Origin of the sequence: Niallia sp. Sow4_A1, from assembly GCF_052116745.1 — a bacterium.
GTDB classification, from domain to species: Bacteria; Bacillota; Bacilli; order Bacillales; family Cytobacillaceae; genus Niallia; species Niallia hominis.
The window spans coordinates 77,117-95,601 of sequence record NZ_JBQKKM010000006.1 but is presented as its reverse complement, the minus strand read 5'-3'; the positions used below and the strand labels follow the sequence as shown (position 1 = coordinate 95,601).

Annotated in this window: 18 protein-coding genes and 1 other annotated feature; all 18 genes read left to right on the top strand. The window is 35.6% G+C overall.

Annotation, left to right across the window (positions count from 1 at the left end; genetic code table 11):
- The first annotated feature begins 147 nt into the window (after nt 1–147).
- On the top strand, nt 148–831 hold the full coding sequence (locus tag ACTQ5K_RS05320; protein ID WP_441993770.1) for a YczE/YyaS/YitT family protein: 684 nt from the start codon (nt 148–150) through the stop codon (nt 829–831).
- A complete protein-coding gene (gene cymR, locus ACTQ5K_RS05315) occupies nt 831–1,250 on the top strand; it encodes a cysteine metabolism transcriptional regulator CymR (protein ID WP_031540596.1) in 420 nt (139 codons plus the stop codon). Before ACTQ5K_RS05320 ends, cymR begins: the two co-directional genes overlap by 1 nt.
- A 138-nt stretch (nt 1,251–1,388) precedes the next feature.
- A complete protein-coding gene (locus tag ACTQ5K_RS05310) occupies nt 1,389–2,531 on the top strand; it encodes a cysteine desulfurase family protein (protein ID WP_031540595.1) in 1,143 nt (380 codons plus the stop codon).
- 46 nt (nt 2,532–2,577) lie between these two features.
- Entirely contained in the window at nt 2,578–3,693 is a 1,116-nt protein-coding gene (gene mnmA / locus ACTQ5K_RS05305; protein WP_031540594.1) for a tRNA 2-thiouridine(34) synthase MnmA, read from the top strand.
- Between the two features lie 168 nt (nt 3,694–3,861).
- Nucleotides 3,862–4,512: a tetratricopeptide repeat protein gene (locus ACTQ5K_RS05300; protein ID WP_031538867.1), complete on the top strand. Its 651-nt coding sequence runs from the start codon at nt 3,862–3,864 to the stop codon at nt 4,510–4,512.
- Nucleotides 4,513–4,545: 33 nt separating this feature from the next.
- Nucleotides 4,546–6,963 carry an SF1B family DNA helicase RecD2 gene (gene recD2 / locus ACTQ5K_RS05295; protein WP_251627480.1) on the top strand — a complete coding sequence of 806 codons (2,418 nt, stop codon included), beginning with the start codon at nt 4,546–4,548 and terminating at the stop codon, nt 6,961–6,963.
- A 259-nt stretch (nt 6,964–7,222) separates the two neighbouring features.
- Nucleotides 7,223–7,411, top strand: a complete 189-nt coding sequence (locus tag ACTQ5K_RS05290) for a hypothetical protein (RefSeq protein WP_016202904.1) — start codon at nt 7,223–7,225, stop codon at nt 7,409–7,411.
- A gap of 56 nt (nt 7,412–7,467) precedes the next feature.
- A complete protein-coding gene (locus ACTQ5K_RS05285) occupies nt 7,468–7,599 on the top strand; it encodes a YrzQ family protein (RefSeq protein WP_081836690.1) in 132 nt (43 codons plus the stop codon).
- Nucleotides 7,600–7,728: 129 nt separating this feature from the next.
- The gene (locus ACTQ5K_RS05280) at nt 7,729–8,808 is read left to right on the top strand and encodes an AI-2E family transporter (protein ID WP_031538870.1); all 1,080 of its coding nucleotides are present in this window, start codon (nt 7,729–7,731) and stop codon (nt 8,806–8,808) included.
- A 59-nt stretch (nt 8,809–8,867) separates the two neighbouring features.
- Nucleotides 8,868–9,101: a binding site (T-box leader), on the top strand.
- Nucleotides 9,102–9,187: 86 nt separating this feature from the next.
- A complete protein-coding gene (gene alaS, locus ACTQ5K_RS05275) occupies nt 9,188–11,815 on the top strand; it encodes an alanine--tRNA ligase (RefSeq protein ID WP_441130440.1) in 2,628 nt (875 codons plus the stop codon).
- A gap of 75 nt (nt 11,816–11,890) precedes the next feature.
- Nucleotides 11,891–12,157 carry an IreB family regulatory phosphoprotein gene (locus ACTQ5K_RS05270; protein WP_031538876.1) on the top strand — a complete coding sequence of 89 codons (267 nt, stop codon included), beginning with the start codon at nt 11,891–11,893 and terminating at the stop codon, nt 12,155–12,157.
- A gap of 4 nt (nt 12,158–12,161) precedes the next feature.
- Nucleotides 12,162–12,578, top strand: coding sequence for a Holliday junction resolvase RuvX (ruvX, locus tag ACTQ5K_RS05265; protein ID WP_031538877.1), 417 nt, complete (start codon nt 12,162–12,164; stop codon nt 12,576–12,578).
- 13 nt (nt 12,579–12,591) lie between these two features.
- Nucleotides 12,592–12,879, top strand: a complete 288-nt coding sequence (locus tag ACTQ5K_RS05260) for a DUF1292 domain-containing protein (RefSeq protein ID WP_031538878.1) — start codon at nt 12,592–12,594, stop codon at nt 12,877–12,879.
- Nucleotides 12,880–13,172: 293 nt separating this feature from the next.
- Nucleotides 13,173–14,324 carry an endolytic transglycosylase MltG gene (gene mltG / locus ACTQ5K_RS05255; RefSeq protein ID WP_235247719.1) on the top strand — a complete coding sequence of 384 codons (1,152 nt, stop codon included), beginning with the start codon at nt 13,173–13,175 and terminating at the stop codon, nt 14,322–14,324.
- 307 nt (nt 14,325–14,631) lie between these two features.
- The gene (locus tag ACTQ5K_RS05250) at nt 14,632–15,273 is read left to right on the top strand and encodes an O-methyltransferase (protein WP_031538880.1); all 642 of its coding nucleotides are present in this window, start codon (nt 14,632–14,634) and stop codon (nt 15,271–15,273) included.
- Between the two features lie 2 nt (nt 15,274–15,275).
- Nucleotides 15,276–16,205, top strand: coding sequence for a peptidase U32 family protein (locus tag ACTQ5K_RS05245; RefSeq protein WP_031538881.1), 930 nt, complete (start codon nt 15,276–15,278; stop codon nt 16,203–16,205).
- Between the two features lie 19 nt (nt 16,206–16,224).
- Nucleotides 16,225–17,493 (top strand): peptidase U32 family protein, encoded by a 1,269-nt coding sequence (locus ACTQ5K_RS05240; RefSeq protein ID WP_031538882.1) that lies wholly within the window; start codon nt 16,225–16,227, stop codon nt 17,491–17,493.
- Nucleotides 17,494–17,498: 5 nt separating this feature from the next.
- Nucleotides 17,499–18,134 carry a uridine kinase gene (gene udk / locus ACTQ5K_RS05235; RefSeq protein WP_031538884.1) on the top strand — a complete coding sequence of 212 codons (636 nt, stop codon included), beginning with the start codon at nt 17,499–17,501 and terminating at the stop codon, nt 18,132–18,134.
- The last annotated feature ends 351 nt before the right edge of the window (nt 18,135–18,485 follow it).

Genomic DNA, 18,485 nt, shown 5'->3' with positions numbered 1-18,485 from the left:
AATAGATAGGAAATAAAATAATTATACTGGATATTGAACGGAGACTAGGTTTTCTTCTCAACAATTCATTAGTAAATATGCTATAATGCTTAATGGTAATTAGACAGATAGAAACACATAATATAGGAAAAGTAAAAGGGGCAGCAAATGAAATCTTTAATAAGCCAGGATAAACCAGTTGAAAGACTAATCATTTTTATTTTAGGGCTTTTGATTATGTCATTAGGTATTGTTTTAGTTATTACAGCAAATTTAGGATCAGCCCCTTGGGACATTTTAAATATTGGATTGCATATTCAATTTGGCTTAACTATTGGTAGCTGGGCAATTATAGTCGGATTTTTTATATTATTAATTGCAGCCATTCTTTCTAAAAAGTTCCCGCCATTTGGAGCACTATTAAATATGGTGCTAGTAGGAATATTTATTGATTTCTTTTTGCTTCTTCCTATTATGATTACTCCATCGGCACTATTTAACAGATGGATCATGTTTTTAATAGGATTAATCATAATGGGATATGGAATGGGAATCTATATCTCTGCAAAACTTGGGGCAGGCCCAAGAGATAGTTTAATGATTGTCTTGTCTGAAAAATTTGGTGGAAGCATTGCGAAGACTAGATTATTTATGGAAGCCATGGTTTTAATAATAGGATGGATCTTAGGTGGACCGGTTTCATGGGGAACCATTATTTATGCTATCTTAATAGGGAGAATTGCCGGGTGGAGTATTCCACAGTGTACAAAATGGACGGCCTATATATTGAATCGAAACGTGAGAACAGGGAAAAACATTAAACAACCGAAAATGGAGCGGGAGGCAAAATAATGAAGATATCGACTAAAGGAAGATATGGATTAACGATTATGATGGAATTAGCAAAGAAACATGGAGAAGGACCGATTTCTTTAAAGTCCATTGCACAAGCAAATAATCTTTCGGAACATTATTTGGAGCAATTAGTTGCACCATTGCGTAACGCAGGATATGTACGCAGTATTCGGGGAGCTTATGGCGGCTATGTTTTAGGAGATGATCCAAATAAAATAACAGCTGGAGATATTATCCGCATATTAGAAGGACCTATTAGCCCAGTAGAAGGAATTGAAGATGAGGAACCAGCCAAAAAAGCATTATGGATGAAAATCAGAGATGCGGTAAAGGATGTGCTGGATTCAACAACAATTGAAGACCTCGCTAATCACAAAGAAGATGGCAGTACGGATGGTTATATGTTTTATATATAAAAATTTTTTGAAATTATTTTATTTCGATAGTATTTGAAACGTATGGCACGGACTGGTTTTTACATGAACCTGTAAAAACAACAAAATATGTGTAAATAGTGATTACAAAAGATAACTAACTAAATGAAGGTGAATAACTTGGAACATATTTATGTGGATCATGCGGCGACTTCGCCCATGCATCCAAAAGTAATTGACAGAATGTATGAAATCATGAAAGACCAATTTGGAAATCCCTCTAGTATTCACTCTTATGGAAGACAGGCGCGAAATATTTTAGATAATGCAAGAGCAGTAATTGCTTCTAGCATTGGTGCACATGAAAATGAAATTATTTTCACAAGTGGTGGCACAGAGGCTGATAATTACGCAATCTTTGGAATTGCAGAGAGCAAAGAAGCTACAGGGAAACATATTATTACGACAGAAATCGAGCATCACGCTGTATTGCATGCCTGCCAGGAATTAGAGAAAAAAGGCTATGAAATTACTTATCTTCCTGTAAACGAAAATGGAGTAATTGATTTAAATGAATTTCAAAAGGTATTAAGAGAAGATACCATTCTTGTTACTATTATGTATGGCAATAATGAAGTAGGCTCCATTCAGCCAATTAAGGAAATTGGTTTAATGTTAAAAGATCATCCAGCTGTATTGCATACAGATGCTGTACAAGCCTATAGTTTAGAAGAAATTGATGTGAAAGAACAGCATATCGATCTTTTATCTGTATCTTCTCATAAGATTAACGGACCTAAAGGAATAGGGTTTTTATATGTAAGAAACGGTATAAAGCTTAATCCCCAACTATTTGGTGGAGAGCAAGAGAAAAAAAGAAGAGCTGGGACAGAAAATGTACCTTCTGTAGCTGGATTTCAGCTTGCGGTAGAAATTGCTGAACAGGATAGAGTACAGAAGAGAGAGCAATATAAAAAATATAAGGAAATGCTGATTGAAATCTTAAAGGAAAATAATATTTCGTTTGAGCAAAACGGATTAGTTGATAATACCCTACCACATGTTTTAAACTTAAGCTTTCCTGGTACAAATGTTGAAGCGATGTTAGTTAATCTAGACTTAGCTGGTGTTGCTGCCTCTAGTGGTTCAGCATGTACGGCTGGATCAATTGAACCATCCCATGTTTTAGTGAGTATGTTTGGAAAAGAATCGGAAAGAACAAAAAATTCGATTCGATTTAGCTTTGGTTTAAATAATACAGAACAACAAATAAAAAAGGTCGGTCATGAGTTAGTTAAAATCATTAACCGTCTGACAAAATAATAACCTTCCCTTCCATGAAAAGGGAAGGGCTGAAGGGGAAATAGAAATGGAAAAAGCACCAAAAGATACACGTGTTGTAGTAGGGATGTCCGGTGGAGTTGACTCGTCTGTTGCAGCACTTCTTTTAAAAGAACAAGGATATGATGTAATCGGAATTTTCATGAAAAACTGGGATGATACAGATGAATTTGGTGTCTGTACAGCTACAGAAGATTACGAAGATGTTATCCGCGTCTGCAATCAACTAGGAATTCCTTATTATGCAGTAAACTTTGAAAAACAATACTGGGATAAAGTATTTACTTATTTCCTAGAAGAGTATAAAGCAGGTAGAACGCCTAACCCTGATGTTATGTGTAATAAAGAAATTAAGTTTAAAGCTTTCTTAGAGCATGCGATGAGTCTTGGGGCAGATTATTTAGCAACAGGACATTACGCACAAGTTGTTAGAGAAGATGGACAAGTGCGCATGCTTAGAGGGAAAGATGATAATAAAGACCAAACGTACTTTTTAAATCAATTAACAGAAGAACAATTAAGCAAAGTAATGTTTCCTATTGGTGGAATGGAAAAATCAAAGGTTCGCGAACTTGCTGCTAAAGCAAATCTTGCAACTGCTACGAAAAAAGACAGTACAGGTATTTGTTTTATCGGAGAACGTAATTTTAAAGAATTCTTAAGTGGATATCTTCCTGCTCAAAAAGGGAATATGGAAACAATGGATGGAGAAATAGTTGGCCGCCATGATGGACTTATGTATTATACAATTGGGCAAAGACATGGTTTAGGCATTGGTGGAAGTGGAGATCCTTGGTTTGTAATCGGCAAGGATTTACAACGAAATGTCCTATATGTTGGACAAGGATTCCATCATGAATTACTTTATTCTGACAGCATTATTGCAACGAATGTTAGCTGGGTATCGAACGATAGAATTGGTACATCTTTTGAATGTACAGCTAAATTCCGTTACCGTCAGCCAGACAATAAAGTGACGGTTGAGGTTATCGATGAAAAAACAGTGAAAGTTATTTTCCATGAACCAATTCGTGCTGTAACTCCAGGACAAGCAGTCGTATTCTATCAAGGAGAAGAATGCTTAGGTGGCGGAACGATTGATAAAGTGTTCCGAGATAGTGAAAGATTAACATATGTTGGGTAATAATAGGTGTCGGCTAATAATAGTTAGTCGGCAGTTATTTTAGAAAAGTCAAAGGAAGCTAGCAATATCCACTGCTTTAAGGATATTTGCTAGTTTCTTTTGGCTGTTGTTTAACCGAATTTTATTTAAAAATATGCTATACTACCAATAAGAAATGGAGTGTTTAAGATGGATAATAGTCAATTAGGAATACAATATATGCAAGAGGGAAAATGGGAGGAAGCAGCAAAGTTTTTTATGGACGAAATAGAGAAAAATCCCCAAAATGCTGTTTCTTATGTGAATTTTGGAAATGTCTTATCAGCTTTAGGAGATGACACAAGAGCATTGTCCTTTTATCAAAAGGCGATTGAAATAGATGATACTACTGCTGCAGCTTATTATAGTGCAGGCGCAGTTTACTATGAGAAAGAAGATTTGGAATCTGCTAAAACAATGTTTGAACAAGCACTAGCAAAGGGATTAGAAACAAGTGATAATTTCTTTATGCTAGGATTAACATATGTTGGTTTAGAAAAGGGGAAGCTTGCTATTCCTTATTTTCAACGTGCAGTTGAATTAAATAATCAAGATGCTGAGGCTTATTTCCAATTAGGTCTTTGCCTAGCACAAAGTGAATATATCGATGAGGCAATCACGCAATTTCAAGCATGTATTTCATTAGATGCTACTCACGCTGATGCATACTATAATTTAGGGGTTGCATATGGTTTTAAAGAAGAGTCAGAGAAAGCAAAAGAAATGTTTGATAAGGCTCTAGAAATTCAGCCAGATCATCTTCTTGCTGGCTATGGGAAGCAAATAATAGAAGGAAAATAATTTTCAAAGTAAAAAGTGAAAGGGGGATGACAGTTGAACGAGCAAAATTCTTTGGATCTTTTTGAAAAAGAAAAAAAGTACATAAAGGGACGTCACCTTGTTACTATTTTTCATAATGAACAAAATCTCTATTCTGTTATAAGAATAAGAGTAGACGAAACCAATCATGATTACGATGATAAAGAAGCAGTTATTACAGGCTATTTGCCAAAGATGAATGAGGAAGAAACTTATACATTCTATGGTGATTTTAAAGAGCATCCAAGATTTGGGCTACAGCTGCAAGCAACTTCCTTTCGAAAAGAGATGCCACAGACAAAGCAAGGAATCATCGCATATTTATCCAGCAATCTGTTTAAGGGGATTGGGGAAAAAACTGCTGAAAATATTGTAGAAACATTGGGAGAAGAAGCAATTTCTAAAATTATGAATCAGCCGTCCATTTTGGATACGGTGCCTAAACTTGCTCCAGATAAGGCAAAGGTATTATATGATACGCTAATGAAAAACCAGGGCTTAGAACAAGCAATGGTTTCGCTCAATCAATTTGGATTTGGTCCACAATTATCAATGAAAATTTATCAAGTATATAAAGAAAATACAATAGAAACTGTGCAGACCAATCCTTATAAATTGGTGGAAGATATAGAAGGGATAGGATTTGGTAAAGCGGATGATTTAGGGGCACAAATAGGGATTATAGGAAATCACCCTGACCGATTAAAAGCAGGGTGTTTATATATTTTAGAGTTAAGCAGTAATCAAGAGGGACATGTTTACCTTCATGCTGAACATTTGCTAGAAAAAGTGAAAACACTACTGGAAGAAAATCAAAAAGAGGAGATTGAATTTTCGCAAATAGCAGATCAAATTATCCAGTTGGAAGAAGAAGGGAAAATTATAGTCGAAAATAAGAAAATATATTTGCCTTCCTTATTTTTCTCAGAAAAAGGACTTGTAAGAAATATTAAGCGAGTAATGGAACAGTCGGAGTACAAAGACCAATTTCCAGAGTCGGAATTTCTTCTAGCATTAGGAAATTTGGAGGATCGTATTGGTGTCCAGTATGCCCCATCCCAACGAGAAGCAATTCAAACGGCGTTGATGTCTCCGATGCTTATATTAACAGGGGGTCCTGGTACAGGAAAAACGACAGTAATAAAAGGAATTGTTGAATTGTATGGAGAATTGCATGGCTGTTCTTTGGATCCGAAAGATTATAAAAATGATGAGCCTTATCCTTTTATTCTTGCTGCACCTACCGGTAGAGCAGCAAAGCGGATGGCAGAGTCTACAGGTTTACCGGCAGTTACCATTCATCGCTTATTAGGGTGGAATGGTACAGGTACATTTGAGCGAGATGAGGACCATCCTCTTGAGGGAAAGATTCTCATTGTGGATGAAACGTCGATGGTTGATATATGGTTAGCTCATCAATTATTTAAAGCTTTACCAGAACATATTCAAGTGATAATAGTAGGGGATGAAGACCAGCTTCCATCCGTAGGGCCTGGACAAGTACTAAAGGATTTACTTGATTCAGCTTGCATCCCAACTGTTAAATTGAAAGATATCTATCGCCAAGCAGAAGGCTCTTCGATTATCGAACTGGCTCATGAAATGAAAAAAGGACAGCTGCCAGCCAATTTACTTACACCACAGGGAGATCGCTCCTTTATAAAATGCTCTTCCAATCAGATTCCGCAAGCGATTGAAAAAATTGTTCTAAATGCCAAAAATAAAGGGTTTGCCCCTATGGATATACAAGTATTGGCTCCGATGTATAGAGGACCAGCGGGGATCGATCGATTGAATGCCATATTACAGGAGATATTAAATCCTAATCCTGATGGCACCAGGAAAGAGCTGAAATTTGGAGAGGTTACATACCGAATTGGTGATAAAGTACTTCAGCTTGTCAATCAACCAGAAAGCAATGTTTTTAATGGTGATATGGGGGAAATTGTATCGATTTTTTATGCGAAGGAAAATACAGAAAAACAAGATATGGTTATTGTCTCTTTTGATGGCATAGAAGCGACGTATACGAGACAGGATTTGAATCAAATAACGCTTGCTTACTGTTGTTCTGTCCATAAATCACAAGGAAGCGAGTTTCCAATCGTCATTATGCCAATAGTTAAAAGCTATTATCGGATGTTAAGACGAAATCTCATTTATACGGGCATCACAAGAAGTAAACAATTCTTAATTCTTTGCGGTGAAATAGAAGCGATGGAACTAGGCGTCAGCAGAAATGACGAATTAAATCGTCAAACGACCTTAAAAGAAAAAATCAAAGAAATGTTTGCAGATGTCTACAAACCAGATGAAAAGGCAGAGCTGTCCACAGAGAATTCTTTTGATTTATTGTACGAAGGCAAAATCAATGAGATTGACCCAATGATCGGCATGGATAATATAACTCCATATGACTTTATGGAAGTATAATGCGGTAAAATGAAATTCCCTCTTTAGGGGATTTTTTTTTGCCAAAGTTTGCCCTACATGTTTTTAACTCGTAAGCGAAAAATAGTAATGTTATTCTTCTTCGAATATTCCAGAACGATTCTAAATTTCCATGAAATAATCGCCAACTCCTAAGAAATTCTGGTATAAATGGATGCTGTTTTGAGCATAATGGGAATGCTTACCTGGAAATTCCTGTGTTTCGGAATTTCATGAAACGAATATAATGAGGTGTTTTCCTATGCTCAAATGTCCAAATTGCCAGAGCAAAGATATTGGAAAAATTGGAATCAATCAATACTACTGCTGGAATTGCTTTATTGAATTATCGCTAACAAAAGGGATTATTCATACACATCAAGTTGAAGAAGATGGTAGTTTAAGTTCTTTAGACGATCTATTTGAAGAAGAAGAGCGTCGATTAAGCTAGGTTCTTCTCAAATTTAGGATTGGCGCTCTCTTCTATTAAAAGGGGTGCATAGTAAAATGGGTAAAGCGATAAACACAGCTCTAGCTATTGGCGCTGGAGTAGCAGCGATAAGCTATATGCAAAAAAATAATATGCTAAGTCAGAAGCAAGTAAAAAGAATGCAAAAAAAAGTAATGAAAATGTTCTAATGTATAGGAGGAAGACTGTAGAGTTGTTCGAAAATCTACAGTCTTTTTTATTGAACGGAAGGATATGGATTAGAAAGTGTATAAAAATTCCTTCTATCTCTCACAATAGTTTAGGAGGGAGGCAAGGAAATGGACATAAGAATAAAATGGTATTACCGATTAGGATTTACATTATTGCTTTTTATTGTGTTATTTGTGTTCATAAAATTATCACCATTATGGTTACCCATTTTAAGTCTTATCACAAAAGTAATTACTCCTTTTATCATTGGAGCATTTATTACCTATTTATTGCATCCTATTGTAGAGATACTTCATAAAAAAGGTTTACATAGAGGATTATCTGTTGCACTTATCTATATGCTTTTTTTCGGTGGAATTGGATATGCCTTGTATAAAGGAATCCCCATTCTTATACAGCAGCTGGAAGAACTGACAGAAAGTGCTCCCAAGCTTGCAGAACAATATAAAGATCTCATTGACTCGATTCAAGATAAAATGGAATCTTGGCCATTTAATATTCAGGAAAGAGTTGACCGAGGAATCAGCATATTTGAAACAAAGATGGAATCCCTTGTGAATAAGGTAATTAATGGGGCGATGGCAATGATCAATTATTCGATTGTCATTATGCTTATTCCATTTATCTCTTTTTACATGCTTAAAGATATTGATGCGGTAAGAAAAGCTTTTAATGGATTAATCCCCAAAAAATGGCGCAATAGTGCTCATGTCTTTTTGGAGGATGTCAACGAATCATTAGGTAGCTATATAAGAGGACAATTATTAGTTTGTACAATTATTGGTGTCATTTCCATGGTACTATTTTGGTTTTTTCATATGAAGTTTGCACTAGTACTAGGAATCATTGTAGGAGTGACAAATGTTATTCCGTATTTTGGACCTATTATTGGTGCGATACCTGCTTTAATTGTAGCAAGTACTGTTTCGGTTAAAATGCTGATTATTGTGGTCATCATCATTATTATTCTGCAGTTTCTTGAAGGAAATATTTTATCCCCTTACATTGTGGGAAAAAGCACCCATATGCATCCACTATTTATTATGTTTGCTCTTCTTTTAGGGGAGGAAATAGGAGGATTGATTGGCATGATTGTTGCTGTTCCGCTATTATCTATAGCTAAAGTAGCAATTATCCATATGAGAAAACACTTTGGGAAAAAAGAGGCGGAAATAAAACGTATATAAATAGACCGATATTGACAATACTGCCTAATAATCAGTATAATTCGAATGAAGCATATATGGATAAAATGATGAAAGAAAAAAGTAGATTATAGACCACTTGTAAAGAGAGGAATTCCCTTTGGCTGAAAGGAGTTCTCAGTGAAGGATAATTGAAAGCTAGTTCTTGAATGCAGCTAATCCCTGCCGTGTTCCGCGTTAAGGACAATTGAGAGATGGATAATATATTTATAGTATCTTCGTATACTTTTATCCATAATCAGGGTGGTACCGCGAGCAATACTTTCGTCCCTGTCCAGGGATGGAAGTTTTTTTTATGCCGAAAAAAGGTTAAACTCTATATTTGCAAAAAAATACATACAGAGAAATAGGAGGAAATGTGATGAAGAATTTAACTGGTGCAGAAATCAGAAGTAAATTTTTGGAATTTTTCCAAAGCAAAGGACATGCAATTGAACCAAGCGCGTCTTTAGTTCCCCATGAAGATCCATCTTTATTATGGATTAATAGTGGAGTTGCTACATTGAAAAAATATTTTGATGGTCGGGTAATTCCAGAAAATCCAAGAATAACAAATGCACAAAAGTCTATCCGAACAAATGATATTGAAAACGTAGGGAAAACAGCTCGTCATCATACATTCTTTGAAATGCTAGGTAATTTTTCGATTGGTGATTATTTTAAAGAAGAAGCGATTGAATGGGCTTGGGAGTTTTTGACTGATGAGAAGTGGATTGGCTTTGACAAAGAAAAATTATCTGTAACCATTCATCCCGAAGATGAAGAAGCATATCTCTTATGGAGAGATAAGATTGGTGTACCAGAAAACCGAATTATTCGTTTAGAAGGGAATTTCTGGGATATTGGAGAAGGTCCAAGTGGCCCTAATACAGAAATTTTCTATGATCGTGGTCCTGAATATGGCGACGATATTAATGATCCAGAATTATACCCAGGTGGAGAGAATGACCGTTATCTAGAGGTTTGGAATCTTGTGTTCTCTGAATTTAACCATAATCCAGATGGCACTTATACTCCACTTCCAAAGAAGAATATAGATACTGGAATGGGCTTGGAGCGTATGGCATCTGTTGTTCAAAATGTTCCTACAAACTTCGATACAGATTTATTTATGCCAATTATACAAGCTACAGAACAATTGGCAAACGCTAAGTATGGAGAGAATGCTTCAAGTGATGAAGCATTTAAAGTAATCGCAGACCATATACGTACGGTTGCTTTTGCGATTGGAGACGGAGCACTTCCATCAAATGAAGGAAGAGGCTATGTTTTAAGAAGATTATTGCGTAGAGCAGTACGTTATGCAAAGAAAATTAACATTAATCGTCCATTTATGTTTGAATTAGTTCAAGTGGTTGCAGAAATCATGGTTGATTATTATCCAACTGTAAAGGAAAAAACACCGTTCATTCAAAAAGTAATGAAAAGTGAAGAAGAACGTTTCCATGAAACATTAAATGAAGGTCTTGCAATCCTTTCTGAAGTAATGGAGAAAGCAAAGGAAAAGGGCGTAATAGCAGGAGAAGATATTTTCCGCTTATATGATACCTATGGTTTCCCAGTTGAACTAACAGAGGAATATGCGGAAGAACAAGGTCTTGGCATTGATCATGAAGGTTTTGAAAGGGAAATGGAAAGTCAGCGTGATCGCGCAAGAAAAGCTCGTCAAGAAGTAGACAGTATGCAAGTTCAAAGTGGTGTTTTAGGGAATATCAAGGTAGAAAGTCAATTTGTTGGCTACGAACAGTGGGAAACAGAAGCAAAAATAGTTGCCTTATTAAAGGATGGAGAAGAAGTGGAGTCAGCAGAAGCTGGTGACGAAATTCAATTTATTTTAGATAAGACTCCATTCTATGCTGAGAGCGGCGGTCAAATTGCTGACAAGGGAATTGTGAAATCAACACATGTAACCATACGGGTAGAAGATGTTCAAAAAGCACCTAATGGTCAAAACTTGCATAGAGGAACGATTGAATCAGGAGCCATTATGGTTAAAGATGAATTAAAGGCTACGGTAGATCGCCAAAATCGTTCCAAAATTGTTAAAAACCATACAGCTACTCATTTATTGCATCAGGCACTAAAGGATGTTTTAGGAACACATGTCAATCAAGCAGGTTCCCTTGTACAACCAGATCGTTTACGTTTTGATTTCTCTCATTTTGGACAAATTACAGCTGAGGAATTAGATGAAATAGAAAAAATCGTTAACGAAAAAATTTGGGAAAGCATCGCGGTACAAATTGATTATAAAAATATTGATGAAGCAAAAGCGATGGGTGCGATGGCTCTATTTGGTGAAAAATATGGTAAAATCGTCCGTGTTGTTCAAGTGGGCTCATATAGCTTAGAACTATGTGGTGGCTGTCATGTAGACAATACTTCAGCAATCGGTTTATTTAAAATTGTATCAGAAGCAGGAATCGGTGCAGGAACTAGACGTATAGAAGCAGTAACTGGACAAGCAGCATATCAACAATTAACAGATCAAATTCATTTATTAAAAGATGCTGCAAATAAATTAAAAACAAGTCCAAAGGATGTTGCTACACGAATTGAAAGTCTTCTTACTGAAGTAAAGCAGTTACAACGTGAAAATGAATCGCTTGCTGCAAAACTAAGTAATATAGAAGCAGGAAATCTTGTAGAAAAAGTAAAAATGGTAAATGGGGTGCCGGTGTTAGCAGCATCAATACCAAATGTTGATATGAATAATTTACGTACAATGGCAGATGAATTAAAACAAAAAATTGGCTCTGTTGTATTAGTTCTTGGAAGTGCTAATGAAGGAAAAGTAAATATCATCGCTGGTGTTACGAAAGATTTAATGGATAAAGGCTATCATGCAGGGAAGATTGTTAAAGAAGTGGCTTCTATTTGCGGCGGCGGCGGTGGCGGTCGTCCAGATATGGCTCAAGCAGGCGGGAAGGATCCATCTAAATTAAAGGATGCCCTAGATTTTGTAGAAGATTATGTGAAATCCGTTTGATATTAGGGACAAGTAGTGTAAAATGTAGATAACTCTTAACAGAAATTGTTCGAAAAGGAAATGGGGTGTTTCAAAATGAGCTCATTCGATAAAACAATGAGATTCAACTTTCCAGAAGAACCATATGAACATGATGTAAAAGAAGTACTTTATCAAGTATATGAAGCACTTCAAGAAAAAGGGTATAATCCGATTAATCAAATAGTTGGTTATCTGCTTTCCGGGGATCCTGCTTATATTCCCCGCCATATGGATGCGCGGAATATCATCAGAAAATTAGAGCGTGATGAAATCATTGAGGAACTTGTGAAGTTTTATTTAAAACAGCAACGAGAGGAATAAACATATGCGAGTAATGGGCTTGGATGTTGGCTCAAAAACAGTTGGAGTAGCTGTTAGTGATGCTTTAGGATGGACAGCACAAGGAATTGAAACGATTCAAATCGATGAAGAAAAAGAACGATTTGGTCTAGAACGCATTGGATCCTTGATTGTTGAGTATGATGTAGGTAAAATAGTGGTTGGACTTCCCAAAAATATGAATGGTAGTATAGGCTTTCGTGGTGAAGCTAGCCAATTGTACGGTAAGCTTTTAGAAGAGCGATTTGAATTGCCAGTTATTTTTTGGGATGAACGACTAACAACAATGGCTGCTGAGAGAATCCTTTTAGAAGCAGATGTTAGTAGGAAAAAACGCAAAAAAGTTATTGATAAAATGGCTGCATCCTTGATCTTGCAAGGGTATTTAGACAGCCAAAAATAATGAGGTGGAAATAATGGAACACGGTGAAACTAATACAATTACAGTTGTAGACGAGCAAGGTAATGAACAATTATGTGAGATTCTGTTTACATTTGAATCGGATGAATTCGGAAAATCATATGTATTATACTATCCTATGGGCGAAGGAGATGACGATGAAGAAATCGATATCCACGCATCTTCTTTCATTCCGAACGAGGAAACAGGAGACGGTGAGCTTTCTCCAATTGAAACTGAAGAAGAATGGGATCTTGTTGAAGAAATGCTTAACACATTCCTTGCAGAACAAGAAGAAGAATAATTTACGGTTAAAAAGAGTCCATTTAGGGCTCTTTTTTTGCTTTGTTCTAAATAAATTGTTACATTTTTGACTATCAGTCTATGTAAATAAATAGAGCAATCCTTCGATTTCAAATCAGCATAATAAACGCCATAGTATCGGAAAATATCTGATGTTAAGTTACTATCCAGCTATGTTAGCCTCCCATCGACAGGTAAATTTTGATAAAAGCTACAAATTTCTTTGCAAAATATAGTATAATAGGTCGAGATATGTAAAAAAGTTTGATTGGTGTGTGTCAAGGAGGGAAAAGGTTGACTAAAAATAAAGACGAAAAGAATGCTTCAAAGAGTAAGAAAGAGTTATTTTTAGCTAATTTAAATCAGAGACAACAAGAAGCGAAATTAGTAAGAAGAATAGTGGCGATCGTTGCCCTTATATTGATTATAATTGTAGCAGTTGTAGGGACTTCTGGTTATTTCTATATAAAATCAGCACTTCAGCCTGTTAGTTCTGACAGTGATAAAGAAATTATTATTGATATTCCAATTGGTTCTGGTGTAAGCACTATTTCTCAATTGCTGGAAGATAATGGACTCGTAAAAAATGCGAAGGTGTTTAAATATTATGTAAAATTTAAAAATGAGTCGAATTTTATGGCAGGGGAGTATCACATGAATCCTTCCATGACGATTCAGGAAATCATTGAAAGCTTAAAAACAGGCAAGATTATGCAGGAGCCAGTTTTTACTATGACAATACCTGAAGGCAAACAGCTCAAGGAAATAGCTGCTATTATTGCAGAGAAAACAAATCAAAAAGAAGAAGAAATTTGGAAGCAATTAAATGATGAGACATTTATCAAGGGGTTAATGGCACAGTATCCTGATATTCTGACAACAGAAATTTGGGCGAAAAATATTAAGTATCCACTTGAGGGATATTTATTCCCCGCCACATATTCTTATTATGAAGAAAAACCAACACTAGAATCAATCATCTCTGTCATGCTTGATAAAACAGAAAGTGTCGTAAATGCATATGAAACGGAGATTGCAAGAGATGATTTAACTGTTCATCAATTCTTGACAATGTCCTCTTTAATAGAAGAAGAGGCTACAAAAAATGTGGATCGAAAAAAAATTGCAAGTGTCTTCTATAACCGGATTGAAGAAGGCATGCCTCTGCAAACAGATCCTACTGTCCTCTATGCATTAGGTGAACATAAGGATAGAGTGCTTTATGAAGACCTAGAGGTAGATTCTCCATATAATACCTATCAAAATGTAGGCTTACCGCCTGGCCCAATTGCGAATGCTGGAACGATTTCCATGGAAGCTGCATTACATCCGGAAGAAACCGATTATTTATATTTTCTAGCTTCGAAAGATGGGAAAGTATACTTCTCTAAATCGCTTAATGAGCATAATGAATTGAAAGCTAAATATATTACAGAGAATAATTAAAAAAGAGACTGCAGGCAAAAAAATTGCTGCAGTCTTTTTGTCTAGTTTAATCTATTTTGATTTCCATCCTAGATTGTTCGAAAATTCGTCAAAATTATACGGTGTTTACCTTTGATAACCGAAGATTTATTAGCATTCAACAATATTTTATGATAAAATAGTACAAGTGTTTTTGAGTATATATTAGTCAATTACCCGAATTTCATACACATTTAATGAGTTGTTAGGTTCTTATTCAGAAGCTAACTATTTTTAGGTAGAAGACAAAAAAGGATAGGGCTTTAAGGAAAATAGGAGGGACTCATCCTTGCAAAATAAACAAATCCTGGATTACATTGAACAATTAATTCCAGAAAGAAATGAGCAATTGCGAGAAATAGAAGAGTATGCTCGACAAAATGAAGTTCCAATCATGGAGTTAGTAGGAATAGAAGCATTATTACAATTATTGCGTATTCAACAGCCTAAAAAAATCTTGGAGGTTGGTACAGCAATTGGCTATTCCGCATTAAGAATGGCAGAGGTACTCCCGTTTTCTCAAATATTAACGATTGAAAGAGACGAACACCGGTATTTAGTAGCGAAAGAAAATGTAAAAAAGCTTAAAAAGGAATCACAAATAATCTTATTGCAAGGTGATGCCCTTGAACTCGATTCCGCTGTAGAACATTATGGACCGTTTGATGCCATTTTCATTGATGCAGCAAAAGGACAGTATCAAAAGTTTTTTAATCTATATAGCCAATTTTTATCAGCTGACGGAATCGTATATACAGATAATATACTATTTCATGGCTTAGTTGCAGAAAGGGAGATAGAGAGTAGAAACCTTCGCCAATTAGTACGTAAAATAAGAAATTACAATCAATGGCTAATGGAAAATCAGGAATACCACACAGCGATTTTGCCTGTCGGAGACGGTATTGCAATTAGTAAAAAGAGGGGATAATCATGAAAAAACCGGAATTACTAGTAACGCCAACCAGCATAAATGATATTGAGCCACTTATTGATAATGGAGCAGATGCATTTGTGATTGGTGAGCAAAAATTTGGTTTGAGATTAGCTGGTGAATTTGATCGTGAGGCAACAAAAAAGACGATTGAAATAGCTCACCAAAGAGGAAAAAAGGTTTATGTAGCTGTAAATGCTATTTTTCATAATGATAAAATAGAGGATGTAACAGAATATCTTCGTTTTTTAAATGATGTGAAAGCAGATGCTGTTATCTATGGAGATCCAGCTGTTTTAATGATTGCTAGAGAAGTAGCTCCAAGCTTGAAATTACACTGGAGTACAGAAACGACAGGAACGAACTGGTATACGTGTAATTACTGGGGGCGAAAAGGAGCGAAAAGAGCAGTTCTGGCGAGAGAAATTAGCATGGATGCTATTATTGAAACAAAAGAGAACGCAGAAGTAGAAATAGAAATTCAGGTTCATGGAATGGCAACAATGTTTCAATCAAAACGTACTTTGCTAGAACACTATTTCCAATATCAAGGGAAAGAAGTGGAATTGGAAGCGAGCAAAACGGATAAGAATTTATTTCTTCATGATAAAGAAAGAGCAAATAAATACCCTATTTTTCAGGACGAAAATGGTACGCATATTATGAGTCCAAATGATATTTGTATTATTGATGAGCTTCAAGACCTTATAGAAGCTGGCGTTGACTCTTTTAAAATTGATGGTCTTCTAAAAGATTCAGCATATATTATTGCAGTTACTGGTTTTTATCATAAAGCAATATCCATGTACTTAAATAATCCAGGTCAATATGACGAAGAAAAAGATAATTTACTTGCTGAAATAGAAAAAATTCAACCACCTAATAGACCATTAGATACAGGATTTTTCTTTAAAGAAACGGTTTACTAAAAAATGGAGGAGAAGGGAAATGACTATAGTTAAAGATCCTATTTCTGAAATAAGAGATGGAAAAAGAGTAATTATAAAGAAACCGGAACTATTAGCACCAGCTGGTAATCTAGAAAAATTAAAGATCGCTGTTGCTTACGGGGCAGATGCTGTATTTATTGGTGGGCAAGAGTATGGACTTCGTTCGAATGCTGGAAACTTCACTTTTGAAGAAATGAAAGAAGGAGTGGAGTTTGCGAAGAAATATCAGGCGAAAGTATATGTAACAACTAATATTTTTGCACATAACGAAAATATCGATGGATTGGAAGATTACTTATTAGGTTTACAGGCAGCAGGTGTTCACGGAATAATAGTTGCCGATCCTTTAATCATTGAAACTTGTCGACGAGTAGCACCGGAAATTGAGGTCCATTTAAGTACACAGCAATCTCTTTCAAATTGGAAGGCTGTTCAATATTGGAAGGAAGAAGGATTAGAACGTGTTGTGCTTGCTCGTGAAACAAGTGCTGATGAAATAAAAGAAATGAAAGAAAAAGTAGATATTGAAATTGAAACCTTTATCCATGGTGCGATGTGCATCGCTTATTCAGGCCGTTGTACATTAAGTAATCATATGACTGCTAGAGATTCAAATCGTGGTGGTTGCTGTCAATCCTGTCGTTGGGACTATGATTTATACAAGCTAGAGGGAGAAGAAGAACAGGCTTTATTTACGGATGGGGATGCCCCTTTTGCAATGAGCCCGAAAGACTTAAAACTAGTTGAATCGATTCCTCGTATGATTGAACTAGGTATTGATAGTTTGAAAATTGAAGGTAGAATGAAATCTATTCATTATATAGCAACAGTTGTTAGTGTATATCGTAAAGTTATTGATGCTTATTGTGCTGATCCAGACAACTTTATCATTCAAGAGGAGTGGCTAAAAGAACTGGATAAATGTGCAAATCGAGAGACAGCACCTGCTTTCTTTGAGGGACAGCCAGGGTATAAAGAGCAAATGTTTGGAAATCATAGCAAAAAGACTACATTTGACTTTGCTGGTTTAGTGCTGGATTATCAAGAAGATACAAAAATGGTAACATTACAACAAAGAAACTTCTTTAAACAGGGGCAGGAAGTCGAATTTTTCGGTCCAGAAATCGATAATTTTACAATGGTTGTTGAAAAAATTTGGGATGCAGATGGCAACGAAATCGATGCAGCAAGACATCCGTTACAGATTGTTAAATTCAAGGTGGATCACCCTGTTTATCCAAATAATATGATGCGAAAGGAGCTTTAATTAGCATGCAGCCGAAACCAGTAGTAATAGGTGTCGCAGGTGGCTCCGGTTCTGGAAAAACAAGTGTGACAAAAGCTATATTTGACCATTTTAAAGGACATTCCATTTTGATGCTCGAACAAGATTATTATTATAAAGATCAATCTCATTTACCTTTTGAGGAGAGATTGAAAACAAATTATGATCATCCTCTCGCATTTGATACGGAGTTATTAATAAGCCACATTCAAAAATTATTAAATTATGAGTCAGTGGAAAAGCCTGTATATAATTATGCCATGCATACCCGTTCAGAGGAAACGATACTAGTTGAGCCAAAGGATGTAATTATTGTTGAAGGTATTTTAATTTTAGAAGATGAAGGTCTAAGAAATTTAATGGATATGAAGCTGTTTGTGGATACAGACGCTGATTTGCGTATTATCAGAAGATTGATGAGAGATATCAAAGAAAGAGGAAGATCCATTGACTCCGTGATTGAACAATATGTAAATGTAGTTCGCCCGATGCATAATCAATTTATAGAACCAACGAAAAGATATGCAGATGTTATCATTCCAGAAGGCGGCCATAATCATGTAGCAATTGACTTGATGGTTACAAAAATTCAAACAATTCTTGAACAAAAATCGCTTTTATGAAACAATAGATAGTATTCATTAAAAAGTACTTAGATAAATTTAGGCTGGGACAAAAACATTTAGAGAGTCCGACTTTATAGATTTACTATTTAGTTTGATCCCAGCTTCATTTTTCCCAATAATGATTATGTAAGTACCAATAAGTTAAGATAACAGGAAGAAGAGGAATAGAGTGTTAGAAGGCAATGGAGGAAACAAAGTGAACTTCATTAAAGGGAATCAATTTTCAACAAAAACCACTAATCAGTAAAAAAATGTTTAAACAGAACGGTTAATCTGGTAGAAAATGCTTTCTTTTTTCCTCAATCCGTATTAAACTCATTCTATTAGAAAAAAAGCGCGTCTATCCAA

What these genes read in the sequence shown, in the direction of transcription:
- ACTQ5K_RS05320 (WP_441993770.1), top strand. Translation starts at nt 148, where the DNA reads ATGAAATCTTTAATAAGCCAGGATAAACCAGTTGAAAGACTAATCATT.
- cymR (WP_031540596.1), top strand. Translation starts at nt 831, where the DNA reads ATGAAGATATCGACTAAAGGAAGATATGGATTAACGATTATGATGGAA.
- mnmA (WP_031540594.1), top strand. Translation starts at nt 2,578, where the DNA reads ATGGAAAAAGCACCAAAAGATACACGTGTTGTAGTAGGGATGTCCGGT.
- ACTQ5K_RS05300 (WP_031538867.1), top strand. Translation starts at nt 3,862, where the DNA reads ATGGATAATAGTCAATTAGGAATACAATATATGCAAGAGGGAAAATGG.
- ACTQ5K_RS05290 (WP_016202904.1), top strand. Translation starts at nt 7,223, where the DNA reads ATGCTCAAATGTCCAAATTGCCAGAGCAAAGATATTGGAAAAATTGGA.
- ACTQ5K_RS05285 (WP_081836690.1), top strand. Translation starts at nt 7,468, where the DNA reads ATGGGTAAAGCGATAAACACAGCTCTAGCTATTGGCGCTGGAGTAGCA.
- ACTQ5K_RS05280 (WP_031538870.1), top strand. Translation starts at nt 7,729, where the DNA reads ATGGACATAAGAATAAAATGGTATTACCGATTAGGATTTACATTATTG.
- alaS (WP_441130440.1), top strand. Translation starts at nt 9,188, where the DNA reads ATGAAGAATTTAACTGGTGCAGAAATCAGAAGTAAATTTTTGGAATTT.
- ACTQ5K_RS05270 (WP_031538876.1), top strand. Translation starts at nt 11,891, where the DNA reads ATGAGCTCATTCGATAAAACAATGAGATTCAACTTTCCAGAAGAACCA.
- ruvX (WP_031538877.1), top strand. Translation starts at nt 12,162, where the DNA reads ATGCGAGTAATGGGCTTGGATGTTGGCTCAAAAACAGTTGGAGTAGCT.
- ACTQ5K_RS05260 (WP_031538878.1), top strand. Translation starts at nt 12,592, where the DNA reads ATGGAACACGGTGAAACTAATACAATTACAGTTGTAGACGAGCAAGGT.
- ACTQ5K_RS05245 (WP_031538881.1), top strand. Translation starts at nt 15,276, where the DNA reads ATGAAAAAACCGGAATTACTAGTAACGCCAACCAGCATAAATGATATT.
- ACTQ5K_RS05240 (WP_031538882.1), top strand. Translation starts at nt 16,225, where the DNA reads ATGACTATAGTTAAAGATCCTATTTCTGAAATAAGAGATGGAAAAAGA.
- udk (WP_031538884.1), top strand. Translation starts at nt 17,499, where the DNA reads ATGCAGCCGAAACCAGTAGTAATAGGTGTCGCAGGTGGCTCCGGTTCT.